The organism is Enterobacter cloacae complex sp. ECNIH7, assembly GCF_002208095.1.
Lineage (GTDB): Bacteria > Pseudomonadota > Gammaproteobacteria > Enterobacterales > Enterobacteriaceae > Enterobacter > Enterobacter cloacae_M.
Genome location: NZ_CP017990.1, coordinates 4,356,298 through 4,373,141, shown reverse-complemented (window position 1 = coordinate 4,373,141; position 16,844 = coordinate 4,356,298). Strand labels below are relative to the sequence as shown.

Annotated in this window: 17 protein-coding genes and 2 pseudogenes; 2 read left to right on the top strand and 17 right to left on the bottom strand. The window is 53.7% G+C overall.

Annotated elements, in window-relative coordinates:
• Positions 1-39: 39 nt before the first annotated feature.
• The 11 genes and pseudogenes from tnpB to rclA form a co-directional block, all read right to left on the bottom strand.
• Positions 40-378, bottom strand: a complete 339-nt coding sequence (gene tnpB, locus WM95_RS21705) for an IS66 family insertion sequence element accessory protein TnpB (protein ID WP_028018554.1) — start codon at positions 376-378, stop codon at positions 40-42.
• A 53-nt stretch (positions 379-431) separates the two neighbouring features.
• On the bottom strand, positions 432-1,199 hold the full coding sequence (gene fecE, locus WM95_RS21700) for a Fe(3+) dicitrate ABC transporter ATP-binding protein FecE (RefSeq protein ID WP_004152282.1): 768 nt from the start codon (positions 1,197-1,199) through the stop codon (positions 432-434).
• On the bottom strand, positions 1,200-2,156 hold the full coding sequence (gene fecD, locus WM95_RS21695) for a Fe(3+) dicitrate ABC transporter permease subunit FecD (RefSeq protein ID WP_004118246.1): 957 nt from the start codon (positions 2,154-2,156) through the stop codon (positions 1,200-1,202). It lies immediately after the preceding gene.
• Positions 2,153-3,151, bottom strand: coding sequence for an iron-dicitrate ABC transporter permease FecC (fecC, locus tag WM95_RS21690; protein ID WP_004118243.1), 999 nt, complete (start codon positions 3,149-3,151; stop codon positions 2,153-2,155). Before fecC ends, fecD begins: the two co-directional genes overlap by 4 nt.
• A complete protein-coding gene (gene fecB, locus WM95_RS21685; protein WP_007898890.1) occupies positions 3,148-4,050 on the bottom strand; it encodes a Fe(3+) dicitrate ABC transporter substrate-binding protein FecB in 903 nt (300 codons plus the stop codon). Before fecB ends, fecC begins: the two co-directional genes overlap by 4 nt.
• Positions 4,051-4,094: 44 nt before the next feature.
• Positions 4,095-6,419 (bottom strand): TonB-dependent Fe(3+) dicitrate receptor FecA, encoded by a 2,325-nt coding sequence (gene fecA, locus WM95_RS21680; protein WP_022652364.1) that lies wholly within the window; start codon positions 6,417-6,419, stop codon positions 4,095-4,097.
• Positions 6,420-6,505: 86 nt separating this feature from the next.
• Complete coding sequence (fecR, locus tag WM95_RS21675; protein WP_023304425.1) at positions 6,506-7,459, bottom strand: ferric citrate uptake sigma factor regulator FecR; 954 nt, start codon at positions 7,457-7,459, stop codon at positions 6,506-6,508.
• Positions 7,456-7,977: an RNA polymerase sigma factor FecI gene (gene fecI / locus WM95_RS21670; RefSeq protein WP_016151347.1), complete on the bottom strand. Its 522-nt coding sequence runs from the start codon at positions 7,975-7,977 to the stop codon at positions 7,456-7,458. The genes fecR and fecI overlap by 4 nt, the downstream gene beginning before the upstream one ends.
• A gap of 370 nt (positions 7,978-8,347) precedes the next feature.
• Positions 8,348-8,723: pseudogene (locus tag WM95_RS27745) on the bottom strand (IS1 family transposase).
• A 44-nt stretch (positions 8,724-8,767) separates the two neighbouring features.
• Positions 8,768-9,043, bottom strand: coding sequence for an IS1-like element transposase (locus WM95_RS27740; RefSeq protein WP_000179213.1), 276 nt, complete (start codon positions 9,041-9,043; stop codon positions 8,768-8,770).
• A gap of 177 nt (positions 9,044-9,220) precedes the next feature.
• Positions 9,221-10,546 carry a reactive chlorine resistance oxidoreductase RclA gene (gene rclA / locus WM95_RS21655; RefSeq protein ID WP_007896426.1) on the bottom strand — a complete coding sequence of 442 codons (1,326 nt, stop codon included), beginning with the start codon at positions 10,544-10,546 and terminating at the stop codon, positions 9,221-9,223.
• Positions 10,547-10,899: 353 nt separating this feature from the next.
• On the opposite strand from rclA, the gene WM95_RS21650 reads away from it, so the two are divergent.
• A protein-coding gene (locus WM95_RS21650) for an IS3 family transposase (RefSeq protein WP_085949497.1) occupies positions 10,900-12,047 on the top strand; the annotation gives its coding sequence in 2 pieces (ribosomal slippage) (positions 10,900-11,137 and positions 11,137-12,047; 1,149 coding nt in all).
• A gap of 16 nt (positions 12,048-12,063) precedes the next feature.
• Positions 12,064-12,216, top strand: a pseudogene (locus WM95_RS21645) (recombinase family protein); the annotation flags it as partial.
• 27 nt (positions 12,217-12,243) lie between these two features.
• Here WM95_RS21645 and fghA read toward each other — a convergent pair.
• From fghA to WM95_RS21610, 6 genes are all read right to left on the bottom strand, one after another.
• Positions 12,244-13,080, bottom strand: a complete 837-nt coding sequence (fghA, locus tag WM95_RS21640; RefSeq protein WP_012561110.1) for an S-formylglutathione hydrolase — start codon at positions 13,078-13,080, stop codon at positions 12,244-12,246.
• Positions 13,081-13,144: 64 nt separating this feature from the next.
• Positions 13,145-13,543 carry a VOC family protein gene (locus WM95_RS21635; RefSeq protein WP_012561111.1) on the bottom strand — a complete coding sequence of 133 codons (399 nt, stop codon included), beginning with the start codon at positions 13,541-13,543 and terminating at the stop codon, positions 13,145-13,147.
• 43 nt (positions 13,544-13,586) lie between these two features.
• Positions 13,587-14,696 carry an S-(hydroxymethyl)glutathione dehydrogenase gene (gene frmA, locus WM95_RS21630; RefSeq protein WP_017384070.1) on the bottom strand — a complete coding sequence of 370 codons (1,110 nt, stop codon included), beginning with the start codon at positions 14,694-14,696 and terminating at the stop codon, positions 13,587-13,589.
• 34 nt (positions 14,697-14,730) lie between these two features.
• The gene (gene frmR / locus WM95_RS21625) at positions 14,731-15,006 is read right to left on the bottom strand and encodes a formaldehyde-responsive transcriptional repressor FrmR (RefSeq protein ID WP_017384071.1); all 276 of its coding nucleotides are present in this window, start codon (positions 15,004-15,006) and stop codon (positions 14,731-14,733) included.
• Between the two features lie 113 nt (positions 15,007-15,119).
• A protein-coding gene (locus WM95_RS21620) for an IS1 family transposase (RefSeq protein ID WP_223479951.1) occupies positions 15,120-15,817 on the bottom strand; the annotation gives its coding sequence in 2 pieces (ribosomal slippage) (positions 15,120-15,568 and positions 15,568-15,817; 699 coding nt in all).
• 536 nt (positions 15,818-16,353) lie between these two features.
• Positions 16,354-16,650, bottom strand: a complete 297-nt coding sequence (locus WM95_RS21610; protein WP_017384073.1) for a helix-turn-helix transcriptional regulator — start codon at positions 16,648-16,650, stop codon at positions 16,354-16,356.
• Positions 16,651-16,844 lie beyond the last annotated feature (194 nt).

The window sequence follows — 16,844 nt, the reverse complement described above, 5'->3', positions numbered from 1 at the left end:
TTTACCAGGCTTATTCAACGACAACCAGGATAAAGAGGCCTACAACATGGTCAGGGACGTAAGCAGTCTTTTAGGCTGCCGCCAGTCGATGCCTTCCAGAAGCATTGCCAGCTGCGCCGGGGTCAGGAACACTTTGCCATCGCGGGCAGAGGGCCAGGCGAAGCGGCCGCGTTCCAGCCGTTTGGTCAGCAGGCACAGCCCGTCGCCGGTGGACCACAGCAGTTTGACCTTACTGCCGCTGCGGCCCCGGAAGATGAAGACATGGCCGGATATCGGGTCATCTTTCAGCATCGTCTGCACCTTTGCGGCGAGACCATTGAAGCCGTTGCGCATGTCGGTGATACCGGCAACCAGCCAGATTTTGGTGCCTGTTGGCAGGTGGTTATCACTTCCTTTATCTGTCCTGTGATGATCCTTATGACTTCGCCAGACTACTTCACCACACACATGGGTCTGCCAGATACCGGTTCGGGATGGATTTCCGCTTCTACGCTGAACACCGTCTTTAGAAGCTCTGGTTTCATCACTGCTTCCGGAGCACCTTGCGCCATCACGCGACCGCTTGCCAGTACCACCAGATGATCGCAATAGCGGCTGGCCTGATTCAGATCGTGGAGTACCGTCACTACGGTTTTCCCCTGCCTTTTGAGTTCAACCATCAGGCGCATCAGTTCAACCTGATGATTGATATCGAGGTAGGTCGTAGGCTCATCAAGAAGAATGAGTGGGGTATCCTGTGCCAGCACCATCGCCAGAAACGCACGCTGGCGCTGGCCGCCGGAAAGCTGGGTTAACCTGCGGTCAGCCAGATTGCGCGTCCGGGTCTGACTCATTGCCACGTTGACCCGCTCGTTGTCTTCCGCGGAGAGTCGCCCCCACAACGACAGCCACGGGCTGCGGCCGTAGGAAACCAGTTCCCGTACAGTGATCCCCTCGGGGGATAAATGGTGTTGCGGCAGTAAAGCCAGGCGGCGAGCCAGCTGGCGGGCGGAAAAACCGGCTATGGGTTTTTCATCAAGCAATATCTCGCCAGAGTCTGGTGTTAACAGGCGAGAAAAACAGTTCAACAGCGTCGATTTCCCGCAACCGTTAGGGCCGAGCAGGGCCGTGATTTTTCCGGCAGGCAGGGCGAGAGAAAGTCCATCCAGCACGGTTTGTGCGCCATAGCTGACGGTCAGATTTTCAGTACGTAATCTCATTTATCGCATTCTCACAAGCAGCCAGACAAACCACGGTGCGCCGATAATGGCGGTCAGCACGCCTGCCGGAAGCTCCAGCGGCGGATGAATGATTCGTGCCAGCAGATCGGCAATGACCAGCAACAACGCGCCCGTCAGGGCCGAAACGGGCATCAGCCAGCGGTGACGCCCGCCGGCGATCCTGCGCACCATGTGCGGCACGACGAGACCAATAAAACTTATCGGGCCACAGACGGCCACGCCGGTTGCTGTCATCGCGACAGCCAGCATCAGCCCCTGGAACCGGGTGCGCTGAACCGACACGCCGAGCGTGGCTGCTCGTGCATCGCCCAGCGCCAGCAGGTCGAGATCGCGACAAAAGCGCAGGCTCAGCGGCAAAAACAGAATGAGCAACGGCACGGCAATCTTCACAAAGTGCCAGTCGCGCCCCCATAAGCTACCCGTCAGCCACAGCAGGGCACTGTTTACATCCTGCGGGTGCAGGAGCATCAGGTAATCCGTCAGGCTCGCCCAGCAGGCGGAAAGCGCCACGCCGGTGAGCGCCAGCTTCATCGGCTGGTGGGTCTTTGCCAGCATCTTCAGCAAGATCAACCCCGCCATACCGCCCGCAAAGGCCAGCAGCGGCAGCACCATCACGGATAGTGATGGCATAAGAAGCAGTGCTCCCACAGAGGCAAGGCTGGCGGCATGGTTAATGCCGAGAATATCCGGTGATGCTAGCGGGTTACGCACAATCCCCTGTACCAGCACGCCCGCCACGGCGAGGGCTGCACCGACAAACAGTGCCAGCAGCAAGCGCGGCAGTCGGTACTCCATCAATACATAATAATGCTCGCGTCCGTCCTGCCAGTCGGTCAGCAGCGCGCGCCACGGCACGGGGATCACCCCCATATGGAGTGATAACAGCGCACAACCTGCCAGGGCAAGGGTGATGAAAATGACCAGCGCAATTTTCATCCTCGCCTCCTCACCAGCCAGACAAAGCAAGGACTGCCAATCAGCGCCAGCACTGCGCCTGCGGGCAGATCGCCGGGGAAGGCCAGCGCGCGTGCGAGTACATCTGCCATCAGCATCAGCGTGGCCCCCAGCAGCATGCTCACCGGCAGTACGTTGCGCTGATCGAAGCCTGCCCAGAAGCGCGCCAGATGTGGCACCAGCAGGCCGATAAACGCCACCGGACCTGCCACACTGACGCACGCGCCAACCAGAAGCAGCACTAACATATTGATGATCAAACGTAGTCTCGGCAGGTTCACTCCCAGCGTATGGGCGGTACTGTCGCTGACGTTGAGCAGGTTCAGTTGATTCGCCAGCAGCAACACGACAGGGACTGCAGTGACCACCACCGGCAAGAGCTGCCAGACATCCTGCCAGTGGGCGTGGGACACTCCGCCTGCCAGCCAGTAAAAGATGCCGTAAGCATGATCTTCGGCCAGCAGCAGGGTGATGCGGGTCAGGGCCATACAAAAGGCCGACAGCGCGATACCCGCGAGGATCAGTTTGTTTCTGTCCTGGGTATGACGAAACCCGCCTCCTGCGGTCATGACCAGCAGCCAGCTCACGCCGCCCCCGCATGCCGCGATGAACGACAGGGAATAGCCTGCAACCGGCGTCGGACTCAGCGCGCTGGTAAGCGCCATAGCCAGCGCCGCGCCGCTGTTAATGCCGAGCAGTGAAGGAGAGGCCATTGGGTTGTGGGTCAGGGTTTGCAGCAGCGTGCCCGCGAGCGCCAGGCTTGCGCCGATCAGAACGGCGACCAGGCTTCGCGGCAAACGAAGGTTTTGCACCAGCGCTTCTGGTAGCGTTGGCGTGTGTCCAGGCAGCAGGGCGCGGATTGCGTCTGCTCCGGAAACAGGAATGGCCGAGTAGCAAAACAGACTCAGCCAGAAAATAATAATAAGTACTGCAACGGGAAGCCCCCACAGCAGCACCGGGTGTTTTAGCGCGGTCATTTCACATCGGTAAGCGGCTGATGGTGGAAGATTTTTACCGTGTCAGCGGCAATACGCTCTGCGGCAAAAATACCGCGCATCCGCGCCCAGGCGTTACTGTCGACTGAAGCAACCTGCTGCTTCTGCGCGGCGGTTAATATCTGCCAGAGCGGATCTTGTTGCCAGCGTTTAACAATGCTCTCTTCGCGATAGTGGGCAACCAGCAGCCAGGCAGGATTGACCGCCAGCAGTTGCTCCAGGCCGATGGACGGCATGGACGCGCCCGCCATCGCAGCGGGAACGTTCAGCCCCAGAGAAGCCAGCACGCTGCCGGTCCAGGTCTCCTGGGTATGCAGGTTGAATAGCTGTTCGCGTGATGTGCCAAAGGCCACGCGTGTCCCTGTGGGAAGCTGGCTGGACCACTGCGCCATCTTCTCTTTATGTTGTTCCAGACGCGCCTGCATCTCTCGTTTTTTACCTACCACTTCGCCGATGATAGCCGCTGAGTGCAAATTTTCAGCGTAGGTTTCGTTGCGGGACTTAAGCAGCAGTACCGGCGCGATTTGCTGCAAGGCAGTGTAAATCCCCGCATGGCGACTGCTGTCGGCAATGATCAGGTCTGGTTTCAGGGCAGCAATGGCTTCCAGGCTCGGCTGCGCGCGCGTTCCGACGGACTGCCACGGTTTCAGGTGCGCACGCACTTCGGGCAGGATGCGTTTTGCATCGTTATCGTCGGCAATACCGATCGGGCTGACGTCCACGGCGGCCAGCGCATCGGCGAACGAGAGTTCCAGCACCACAATCCGTTGTGGCGTTTTATCGAGTGTAAACGTGCCGTGTTCGTCCTGAACCGTGGCGGCAAAGGCGTGGCCGATCACCAGCAGCAGGCCTGCAAAAAGAAAACGGATAAATGCCAACATAGTCACATTCCAGCTAAAAGCCCGGCAAGCCGGGCGTTAACACATCAGAACTTCAACGACCCCTGCATATACAGCGTGCGCGGCTGGCCTGCGTAGATGCCTTTGTTGTTGTCGTCATAAGAGCGGATGAAGTAGTCCTGGTCGAAGATGTTTTTCACACCGAACGCCAGGTTCAGATCTGCCATCTGCGGGCCAAAGTCATACGCCACGCGTGCGCCCCAGAGCATGAAGCCGGGAATGCGGCCGGTACTGCCGTCGGCGCTCTCTTTCACCGTATTGGCGTTATCCGCAAACTGGCTGGACTGGAAATCGCTGTTCAGATTGAACGTCCAGTTGCCCGGCTTGTAGTCCACGCCCAGCGTGCCTTTATGTTTCGGGGAGAATGGCACCTGATTGCCATAGGTGTCGCCTTTCTCGCGGATTTCCGCGTTCACATACGCATAGCTGGCGTAGACGGAAACGTTATCAAGCGTTGGCGTTAGCGTACCCAGGTCGTAACGTGCCTGCGTTTCCAGCCCGGTATGGCGCGTTTTGCCACGTGCAGTGACGGTGTCGTTGGTCTGGTTGGAGTCGTACTGATTGTTAAAGTTAATCAGGAACAGCCCCATTTCCGCCGTCAGCGCGCCGTCATCGTAGCGGGTACCGAGTTCCCAGGTTCGCGCTTTTTCCGGTTCCACATTGCCGCTTTGCACAGCCTTGCCAATCTGGCTGTACTGTACGGTGCCGAACGAGCCTTCAGTGTTTGCATAAAGATTCCAGCTATCAGTCAGGTGATAGAGCACGTTCAACGCCGGAAGCGGTGCGTTATAGCTCACCTCTTCGTGCGTGCCTTTGATGGCGTTGTTCTGGTATGACTCGATATGTTCGAAACGCATACCCGGCGTGATGGTCCAGTTGCCGATGTCGATTTTGTCATCCAGATACCAGGCGTGCGCCTCGGTGCCGGAACGCGTGTCGCGGTCGTAAGGGCTTGAGCCGGACGGCAACTGCCCGCTGCTGGTGGCGGTGTAGTAACGCATTTCATGCGTTGATTCATTCACATAGCGATAGCCCACGCCCACTTCGTGCGCGGAAGGGCCGATCATAAAGCTCTGGCTGTAGCGTGGCTCAATACCGCGCACCCAGTAGATACGCGGCGAGAGGGTGATGCGTTTGCCTTGCTCCAGGTAGCCGCTGCGCAGGGTTTGGGTGTAGAACCCCTGAATGTTGAATTTATGCTGGCTGTCCGGCTGGAACTGGTAGCCCAGGCTCGCCAGCTTGCGACGGCCCCAGAAGCGGTCATACGGGCGGGTGGATTGCCAGCGATCGGCGTCGTAATCCGCGCGGGACAGGCCGCCGGGCATGTCGGCTTCACCATCGTAATATTGCAGCAGGCTGTTGAAGGTGTGCACCTCATTCGGCGCATATTTGCTTTTCAGCATCAGGTCGTCGATGCGGGTGGCGCTGTGCTCGCGCCAGTCACTGCCGCGCGTGCCGGAGTAGAGCAGCGCGGTGCCAAAACCGTTGTCCGCTGTGCCGCCCACCATCAGGTTGTGCGTCTCTTTCGGGTTGTTTTGTGAAGAGGTTGGGCTGAGCTGACCTTCCACCCCCGCCTCGATACCAAAGTCCTGCGGAATGGCGCGGGTAACAAAGTTCACCACGCCGCCCACGCTCTGCGGTCCGTAACGCACCGCACCACCACCGCGCACCACGTCAATGGCATCCATGTTGCCGAGCGAAACGGGAGCCAGTGAAAGCTGCGGCTGACCGTAAGGGGCAAAGGGGACGGGGATGCCGTCCATCAGGACGGTCGAGCGGCTGGCGAGGCGTGGGTTCAGGCCCCGGATGCCAAAGTTCATCGCCAGGTCGTGGCTGCCGGTGCCGTTGTTTTCCGGCGCGCTGACGCCAGGGATGCGGTTAAGCACCTCACGCATGGTGGTTGCGCCGGTTTTGGCGAAATCCTCACGGCGGATCACGTCACGCGCGCCAGCATGTTCAAATACGTCGTTTTCACGCGCATCGCCCAGCCAGTCGCCGACCACGGTCAGGGCATCTTCTTTTGGCGCGGGCGCGGTCTCCAGCGTCCAGCTGTTATTTCTCAGCGGTTTTACCTGCAGTCCGCTGCCGTCCAGCAGTTGTTGCAGGCCGCTCTCGACGTCGTAATCTCCGTGCAGGCCGTTGCTCTGCTTGCCGCGCGTCAGGCTGGCGTCAACCGAGAGGGTAATTCCGCTGTGTGCGGCATACTGATTGAGCGCTTTGTCGAGCGATCCCGGTGCGATATCAACCTGTGCAGCAAAAGCGGAAAACGAGAGACCGGCCAGCGGCAGCAGGCTCAGGCGAATGGCGTTAACCAAAGGTGTTGTTTTACGAAAAACGCGTAACGGCGTCATACCTTCTCCATCATCATTTTTGTTGTGTTCAGCTATGAGTCGAACGAGAAGGGTAAAAAGGACAATCGAAATGAGAATTATTTTTCTTACAGCGGTGAAATGTTTATCCAGTACCGCGTAATAGACTGAATTTTAACGGGAAGCGTTTGAGCGATAACGTTCAGGATCGCATCGGTATTTTTCAGCGGGAACGTCCCGCTCAGGCGCAGCCCGGCAACGGCGGGATCGCAGCGCAGCACGCCGTTGCGGTAACGGCTTAGCGTGGCTATCACCTCACCCAGCGGTTTATCGCTGAAGCTCAGGATGCCCTTCGTCCAGCTTGTACTCTCGTCATCCAGCGGTTTCACTGCGCCAAACTCAGAGGCGCTGAACTGCAGGCTTTCACCAGCGTTCACGATGCGTTTTTGCGCGGGGGCACTGGCGAGAAGCACTTCCACGGCGTGCTGCTGCACGTCAAGCTGCGTGAAATTATCCTGCTGGCGGACGGTAAATTCTGTCCCTAAAGCGGTGAGTTGGCCCTGACGGGTCAGGACGCGGAAGGGGCGTTGCTGCGCATCTTTCGCGGTAGTAATGGCGATTTCACCGTACCAGAGCCGGACGGTGCGCTGATGCGCATCAAAACGCACATCCGCCGCGCTTTGGGTATTCAGCGTGAGCAGGGAGTCATCTTCCAGTTGCTGACGGCTGACTGCGCCTTTGGCGGTGCGGTAATCTGCCCGCAGACCTTCGCCGGTTTCCGACTGCCAGAGTTGCCAGCCTCCGCCAGCGCCGAGCAACAGCAGTAATCCTTTCATCACGTGACGGCGGGTGAGGCGGGTATCGTGCAGCGCCCGGCTGGCAACGTCGCCAGGCACACCGCCAAGCTGGTTGCGCAGGTTTTCAACCTGCTGCCAGGCCCACTGGTTATCCTGATCCTGTTCATACCACTGTTGCCAGCGCGCTTCCTGTTGTGGGCTGACGCGCTCGCCGCTTAGCACGGCATACCAGTGGGAAGCTGAACGCAGCGCCTGACGGCGGGAATCGGTTAACGAAGGATTCATAACCCATGCTCCAGACGAAACAGCAGGCAGTGCTCGACGGCTTTCGCCACGTATTTTTTCACGGAGCTGACGGAAACACCGAGTTTGTGCGCAATCTCGCTGTATGTCAGGCCATCCAGTTGCGAAAGCAGAAACGCTTCACGTGTTTTTCCGTTTAGCCCGTCCAGCATGCTGTCGACGAGTTGTAGGGTCTCGAGCTGGCTTTCGCGTTCCTCAGGTGAAGGCGCTACCCCCTCCGGCATAAGCGCCAGCATCTCCAGATACGCTTTTTCCAGCGCGTTTCGGCGAAACAGGTCCACCATCACGCGTTTGGCGATAGTGCACAGGAAAGAGCGAGGATCGCGGATCGTCGAGAGCGTTTCGCTGCTCATTACCCGCAAAAAAGTGTCCTGGGCAATGTCATCTGCATCAAAGGCAGACTGGAGTTTGCGCGTCAGCCAACTTTTCAACCAGCCGTGATGGGTGCCATAAAGCGACTCGAACGTTAAGGAAGCTGTGGAAGTGGCACGGTCAGACATGCGGAGTGCATCAAAAGTTAATTATCACGTAGCCATATTAATATGAGAATGGTTATCATTACAATTGGAAATAAAATTGTTTCCAATAAACATTTTTAACATGTTGTTTTTCTAAGTGTTATAAGGTAGGTATAAAATGGGATGGATCCTCTGCTTCTGGCATCTGTCGGTCAGAATGACATCATGATGTGGTCTGCTATTATTGACATCCTCCCCGCCCTTTAGGGCGGGGAGGATGTCAACTATGAGTGTTGCCTGAAATGTCGCCAGCCCCCGGTACAGCAGAAGTATCTCGGGCTTTCTGCGTTTGCTCCTGGTGGGTATGGCCCCCGCAAGCGGGGGTTATTGCTAACTGGGTAATGACTCAAAATTATTGATAGTGTTTTATGTTCAGATAATGCCCGATGACTTTGTCATGCAGCTCCACCGATTTTGTGAGCGACAGCGACTTCCGTCCCAGCCGTGCCAGGTGCTGCCTCAGATTCAGGTTATGCCGCTCAATTCGCTGCGTATATCGCTTGCTGATTACGTGCAGCTTTCCCTTCAGGCGGGATTCATACAGCGGCCAGCCATCCGTCATCCATATCACCACGTCAAAGGGTGACAGCAGGCTCATAAGACGCCCCAGCGTCGCCATAGTGCGTTCACCGAATACGTGCGCAAACCGTCTTCCGGAGCCTGTCATACGCGTAAAACAGCCAGCGCTGGCGCGATTTAGCCCCGACGTATCCCCACTGTTCGTCCATTTCCGCGCAGACGATGACGTCACTGCCCGGCTGTATGCGCGAGGTTACCGACTGCGGCCTGAGTTTTTTAAGTGACGTAAAATCGTGTTGAGGCCAACGCCCATAATGCGGGCGGTTGCCCGGCATCCAACGCCATTCATGGCCATATCAATGATTTTCTGGTGCGTACCGGGTTGAGAAGCGGTGTAAGTGAACTGCAGTTGCCATGTTTTACGGCAGTGAGAGCAGAGATAGCGCTGATGTCCGGCGGTGCTTTTGCCGTTACGCACCACCCCGTCAGTAGCTGAACAGGAGGGACAGCTGATAGAAACAGAAGCCACTGGAGCACCTCAAAAACACCATCATACACTAAATCATTAAGTTGGCAGCATCACCGATTTTTTAAACATATAAAATACCATCAATGAAGTGATTAAGAAGTTATAGAGTAACAGAGAATTAATAAGATTCTTTTCTCTGAGACGCCAGAATATTTGTTCTGGCGTCTGATTTTGAGTTTATTTGACTAATGAAAATAGATCATTGAGTGATTCGCTCATCGACGGATGAGTAAATATCTGATCGCGTAATATGCTATAAGGCAGCCCGGCATCCATCACCATTTTCACTATATTGATCATCTCGTGGGAGTCAATACACAGCAGTGATGCTCCTAATATACGTTGGGTTTTATTATCAACAATCGCTTTTAATACCCCACGGGTATCGTTCATCACTCTGGCGCGCGGAATTGCAGCTACAGGCAATGTCACCACCTGAATATCAGCACCACTCTCTCTGGCTTGTTCTTCTGTCATACCAACCCTGGACAGGGGCGGTGTCATAAATACGGAATAAGGCACATTTTTCCGATCATCAGTACTACGTTTGCCTTCACCCAGTAACTCATCACGTACAATGCGGTAATCATCCAGTGATATGTAAGTAAATTGCAGCCCGCCGGTAACATCTCCCATCGCCCAAATATTGTCTGCGGTGGTATGTAATCGCTTGTCAACGACAATTGCCCCGCGCTCGTTTACTGCGATACCGGCATTTTCTGGATGTAACGAAGCGGTAGCCGGTTGACGACCGGAAGCTATTAACAGTGCATCCACCGCCAGTTGGGCGTGCTCGCTATGCACTTGCACTTGATTTTCATGGTGACTGATTCGCTCCACATGGGCATTGAGGATAATATCGACGCCCTGATCGCGTAAAATCGTCGCGATATTATCAGCAATATCCCGATCTTCCCGAGGCAAAAACAGCGAAGCTGCCTCTAAAATGGTTACTTTGCTGCCAAAATTAGCGAACATAGAGGCGAACTCAACGCCAATATATCCGCCGCCCAAAATACCTAAATGCCCAGGCAATTCTTTTAGATTAAGTAATCCGGTGCTGTCATATACACCAGGCGTGGTGGTAATTCCAGGAATTGGCGGAACCACGGCTTGTGCACCGGTATTAATAAAAATTTTCTCGCCATGAATCTCCAAATTTCCCTCAGGCCGATGAACACGCAGGCTATGATTATTGATAAACTCCGCCTGGCCGTCGATCACGTCGATATTGGGCATATCCGCAAGATTATGAAAATTCTTATTACGTAAAAAATTAACCACTTCATTTTTACGCTGTATGGCACGGACAAAATCTGTGTGCTGCTGTGCGTCATGAACCAATGTTTTGGTTGGGATACAGCCGATATTAATACAGGTCCCGCCATACATTGCATTTGATTGTTCGATGAGAGCCACACGCCAACCTGCTTTTGCCAGCGTGACGGCTAATGTTTTTCCAGCCTTGCCAAAACCAATAATAACTGCCTGATATTTATTCATGATGATTTCCTGTCGAAACGCGTTCATTTGACATCATGACTATAGACGCAAAAGGTGATGCTGCCAACTTACTGATTTAGTGTATGATGGTGTTTTTGAGGTGCTCCAGTGGCTTCTGTTTGGCTTTGTTGAATAAATCGAACTTTTGCTGAGTTGAAGGATCAGATCACGCATCTTCCCGACAACGCAGACCGTTCCGTGGCAAAGCAAAAGTTCAAAATCACCAACTGGCCCACCTACAATAAAGCCCTCATCAACCGTGGCTCCATAACTTTCTGGCTGGATGATGATGAATCGCCACGCGTTTAACAGACACCTCAGAGTCATTTAAGATGACTTAAAGAGAGGTGCCCATGAGCGGTAAGCGTTATCCTGAAGAGTTTAAAACTGAAGCAGTCAAACAGGTTGTTGATCGCGGTTATTCTGTTGCCAGCGTTGCAACACGTCTCGATATCACCACCCACAGCCTTTATGCCTGGATAAAGAAGTACGGTCCGGATTCTTCCACTAATAAAGAACAGTCAGATGCTCAGGCCGAGATCCGCCGTCTCCAGAAAGAGCTGAAACGGGTTACCGACGAACGGGACATATTAAAAAAAGCCGCGGCGTACTTCGCAAAGCTGTCCGACTGAGGTACGCCTTTATCCGTGACAACTCCTGTTGCTGGCCTGTTCGCCTGCTCTGTCGGGTGCTGGATGTTCATCCCAGTGGTTTTTACGCCTGGCTTCAGCAGCCGCATTCACAACGCCATCAGGCAGACCTGAGACTGACAGGACAGATTAAACAGTTCTGGCTGGAATCGGGATGCGTCTATGGTTATCGCAAAATCCATCTGGATCTGCGTGACAGCGGGCAACAGTGCGGAGTAAACAGAGTCTGGAGACTGATGAAACGTGTCGGAATAAAGGCTCAGGTCGGATACCGAAGCCCGCGGGCACGTAAAGGCGAGGCCAGTATCGTGTCACCCAACAGGCTCCAGCGACAGTTCAATCCGGATGCTCCTGATGAGCGTTGGGTAACGGACATAACCTACATCAGGACCCACGAAGGCTGGCTGTATCTTGCCGTTGTTGTTGATCTGTTCTCACGCAAAATTATCGGCTGGTCCATGCAATCCCGGATGACAAAGGACATTGTCCTGAACGCACTGCTGATGGCTGTATGGCGGCGTAATCCCGAAAAACAGGTGCTGGTTCATTCGGATCAGGGCAGTCAGTACACAAGCCATGAGTGGCAGTCGTTCCTGAAATCACACGGCCTGGAGGGTAGCATGAGCCGTCGCGGTAACTGCCATGATAATGCGGTTGCAGAAAGTTTTTTCCAGTTGTTGAAACGTGAACGGATAAAGAAAAAGATCTACGGAACGCGGGAAGAAGCCCGCAGTGATATTTTTGATTACATCGAAATGTTTTATAACAGTAAGCGTCGGCATGGTTCTAGCGAACAGATGTCACCGACAGAATATGAAAACCAGTATTATCAACGGCTCGGAAGTGTCTAGATTATCCGTGGCGATTCACCGGGGCAAACAGGCCGATCAGGAACGACATAAGAAAGTTCTGTATTACCGACAGGTCAAGAAACTGAGCATAAGAGAAACTGCTGAAGCCACCAGTTACAGTACATCTCAGGTCTGCAGGGTTCAGGCCCTGTTCAGGCCTGAAAATTAAGCACATTTTCTGAGGCTGGAAATCAACTCATGCTGACAGCCTGAGCCTGTTGGCATGGTAAGCAATGTGCTCACCAATAAAGCTGGAAATGAAATAATAGCTGTGGTCGTATCCAGTATGATATCGGAACGACGCATTGAGGTTCATCTCATTGCATACTCTCTCAAGGATTTTGGTGCGCAGTTGCTCTTCATAAAAGGCGTCACTCAGCCCCTGATCAATGAAGATTTCTGGTAATTTTTCACCCTGTAAAATGAGGCTGACTGGATCGTAGGCTTCCCACGTTTTTCTGTTTTCACCCAGGTAAGCGCTAAATGCCTGTTGCCCCCATGGCACCTGAGAAGGCGATACTATCGGGGAAAATGCTGATACGCTCACATATTCACCAGGATTTCGCAGAGCCAGCACCAGAGCACCCAGCCCTCCCATAGAATGACCGGATATAGATTTTCTTGCCGTTGCAGGAAAATGATTCATGACGACATCCGGAAGCTCTCTGAGAATATAGTCATACATCCTGTAATGAACATTCCACGGCTGTTCCGTCGCGTTCAGATAAAAACCGGCCCCCTGGCCAAGATCGTAACTGTCGGCATCCGGGACATTATTACCCCGGGGACTGGTATCCGGGACAACAACGATGACGTTATGCCGGGCTGCATAATGCTGCATACCTGATTTGGTGATGAAATTCTGCTCAGTACAGGTCAGGCCCGACAACCAGTATAGTACCGGCAGTTTTTCTGTTACTGCTTTGGGAGGAAGATACACACCGAAATTCATTTCACAATTAAGGGATTGTGAATAATGCCGGTACACGTTTTGCCAGCCGCCAGAGCTGGCATGCTGCTCAATGAGTTCCATCAGCCGTTATCTCATGGTTATTTCCCCTGACCGAAGCCAGGGGAAGTATCTTTAAATCCGGACGTCAGATAAACGTATACGCCGTGATTTTGTTACCCGCCGGATCCCGCAGGTAGGCAGCATAGGCCCCGGGAAGGTGACCACGCGGGCCAGGTTGACCTTCATCAGCTCCACCGGCGGCAAGGCCGGCAGCATGGAAAGCATCAACCTCTTCCGGGGTGGCAGCAGCGAAGCCGACAGTCACCCCGTTAGCGGAAGGTGCTTCACCGTTGCCCGGACGGGCAATGATAAATGCCGGCTTTTCGCGGCCATAGAGTACCCAGCCGTTGCCAAACGGGCCGAGGTTATTGATACCAAGCGTGCCCAGGACGACATCGTAAAATGCGGAGGATTTCTCGACATCGGCTGCGCCAATGAACACATGAGAAAAGATGCCGTCACCAGAAATTACCGGAGTTGTCATTTTCCACTTCCTTCAGTTTGAGTTGATTAAAATTCTGATGGGATCAGTAATGAATCACTGTCCGGATAGATTTGCCTTCATGCATAAGCTCGAAGGCGTCATTGATTTCATCCAGTGTCATCGTATGGGTTACAAATGGCTCAAGGTCAATATCCCCCTTCATGGCATCCTCGACCATACCGGGGAGCTGAGTGCGGCCTTTTACTCCGCCAAACGCGGAACCTTTCCATACGCGCCCGGTGACCAGCTGGAAAGGACGGGTGGAAATCTCCTGTCCGGCCCCTGCGACACCAATGACAACGGACTGCCCCCACCCACGGTGAGCACTTTCCAGCGCTGCACGCATGACGTTAACGTTACCGATACATTCAAAGGTATGGTCAATACCCCACTTGTTGATATCCAGCAGAACATCTTTAATCGGTTTGTCATAATCATTCGGGTTAATGCAGTCAGTGGCCCCGAACTGACGGGCCAGGTCAAATTTTGTCGGATTAGTATCGATAGCGATAATACGTCCCGCTTTTGCCTGACGGGCCCCCTGTACCGCAGCCAGACCAATTGCCCCCAGACCAAAAATGGCAACTGAATCGCCCGGCTGCACTTTAGCCGTGTTATGGACGGCGCCAATACCGGTAGTCACGCCACAACCCAACAGGCAGACGTGTTCATGGTTCGCCTCCGGGTTAATTTTTGCCAGAGAAACCTCGGCCACAACGGTGTATTCACTGAATGTGGAACATCCCATGTAGTGGTAAAGAGGCTGACCGTTGTATGAAAAGCGAGTGGTCCCGTCAGGCATCAGTCCTTTGCCCTGAGTCTCGCGAACCGATACACAGAGGTTCGTTTTACCGGACTGGCAGAATTCACACTCCCCGCATTCAGCGGTGTAGAGCGGAATAACATGGTCACCCGGCTTCACACTGGTGACGCCTTCACCAACTTCAACGACGATACCGGCTCCCTCGTGGCCGAGAACCACCGGGAAAACGCCCTCAGGGTCATTCCCTGAGAGGGTAAAGGCATCGGTATGGCAGACACCTGTGTGGGTGTTTTTAATCAGCACCTCGCCTTTTTTAGGCGGAGCAACATCAATTTCAACAATCTCCAGGGGCTTCCCTGGTGCAAATGCAACAGCGGCACGTGATTTCATACGTAATATATCCTCAATGTAATAATGGCCTCACCTATTTAAGATAGGCACGAACCAGCTCAATCGTATCGTCAACTGATTTACTGACTTCATGACTGTAGCTGTCATTCTGGTCAAAGGTTTCCCGTATGTGGCTCTCCAGCACCTCTGCCATCAGTCCGTTAGCGGCGCCCCGGACGGCGGCGATTTGCTGGAGAACGGAACGGCATTCAGCGCCACTTTCAAGTGCTCTTTCCAGAGCATCAATCTGACCCCGGATACGGCGAACCCGGGTTAGGACCTTTTTTTTCTCTTCAGGAGTACTGGGCATTGCTTACCTCACTGCTCTGTATTTCTTATACTATAGGGGAGTATTACATTAAGATCAACACATACCCCACTATAGTATAATAAATATATCAGAGCACCGGTAATGACTCCAACTTACTGATAGTGTTTTATGTTCAGATAATGCCCGATGACTTTGTCATGCAGCTCCACCGATTTTGAGAAAGACAGTGACTTCCTGCCCAGCCTTGCCAGATGCTGCCTCAGATTCAGGTTATGCCGCTCAATGCGCTGCGTATATCGCTTGCTGATAACGTGCAGTTCTCCCTTCAGGCGTGATTCATAAAGCGGCCAGCCATCCGTCATCCATACCACGACCTCAAAGGCCGACAGCAGGCCCAGAAGACGCTCCAGCGTGACCAACGTGCGTTCACCGAATACGTGCGCCACAACCGTCCTCCGTATCCTGTCATACGCGTAAAACAACCAGCGCTGGCGTGATTTAGCGCCGACGTAACCCCACTGTTCGTCCATTTCCGCGCAAACAATAACGTCACTGCCCGGTTGTATGCGTGAGTTTACCGACTGCGGCCTGAGTTTTTTAAGTGTCGTAAAATCGTGTTGAGGCCAACGCCCATAATGCGTGCACTGGCGCGACATCCGACGCCATTCATGGCCATATCAATAATTTTCTGGTGTGTACCGGGCTGAGAGGCGATGTAAGTGAACTGTAGCTGCCATGTTTTACGGCAGTGAGAGCAGAGATAGCGCTGATGTCCGGCAGTACTTTTACCGTTACGCACCACGCCTTCAGTAGCTGAACAGGAGGGACAGCTGATAGAAACAGAAGCCACTGGAGCACCTCAAAAACACCATCATACACTAAATCAGTAAGTTGGCACCCTTACCCTGTATAGGTACTCTCTGTTTTTCGTGGCCTGCCTCGCCCACGAATTTCGCCAGTCATGACTTTGCTCCTGCATTTTATTAACGGAAAAGAATAAGTGATTTTGCGCGGAGGCTTCAATCAGTTTATCCCCGGCGGTGACGAGGTGGCCACCTATGCCGACTGGACAGGGGACTGACTATTGCCATAACGCCATCGCAGGTTGCTTCAGTAAACCTGCTAATCCCGTACAATGGCGAATTCGCTATATCCGCTTCTCGCACTTAGCTGCCATAAATCGGCCAGGCAATCACAGGTCATTTCTGTCTCGCAAAGAAGGTGCCGTTTCTGCTTTGCGTTGACACCCCTAAATATTAGAATTAAAAGGAGAGAGTTACTGGAAAAAGGCAGCGGAGGCAGTGACAATCGTGGCTTGAAGCCACTACTCGATGGATGCGGACATGTAGTTGGCGTCATTCGACAAAACTAGCAAACTTCTAATAGTCACCATTTCTCCCGTCTGGCGGGAGTGCTGTCAAATGCCCCCCTCATCTCTGTGTGGGAAATGAAGGGTGAAGGGGAAATAGATGACAGCGTTATTTCTACGCCCAGAATACTGAATACCTTGTACAGACGATCAATACTGGCGCTAGCAGGGTTTGCTTCCAGGCGGGCATAGGTTTGCTGCGTTACGCCAAGCCTCTCAGACACATCTTTTTGCGTGAAGCCCTTGATTTTGCGAAACCCGATTAGCACAGGTCTGAGCTGGTTCAGCGTTTTTATCGGGAACTGATTATTCATAAGTGACCTGCCTCGCAGACTGAGTAGGGAGTACCGCCCTGTAATACAGCAGGTAAGGTGTATTTTGTGTTATACAGACTATAGGCTGTAAAACCTTTATTGAAAAGATGCTGATGTTCCAGGGGCATGCCGAGCATGGACGATTTTCTGCGGGGCGGTATTTCGCTACGGGGGAGATTGCGTTCGGGCAATGT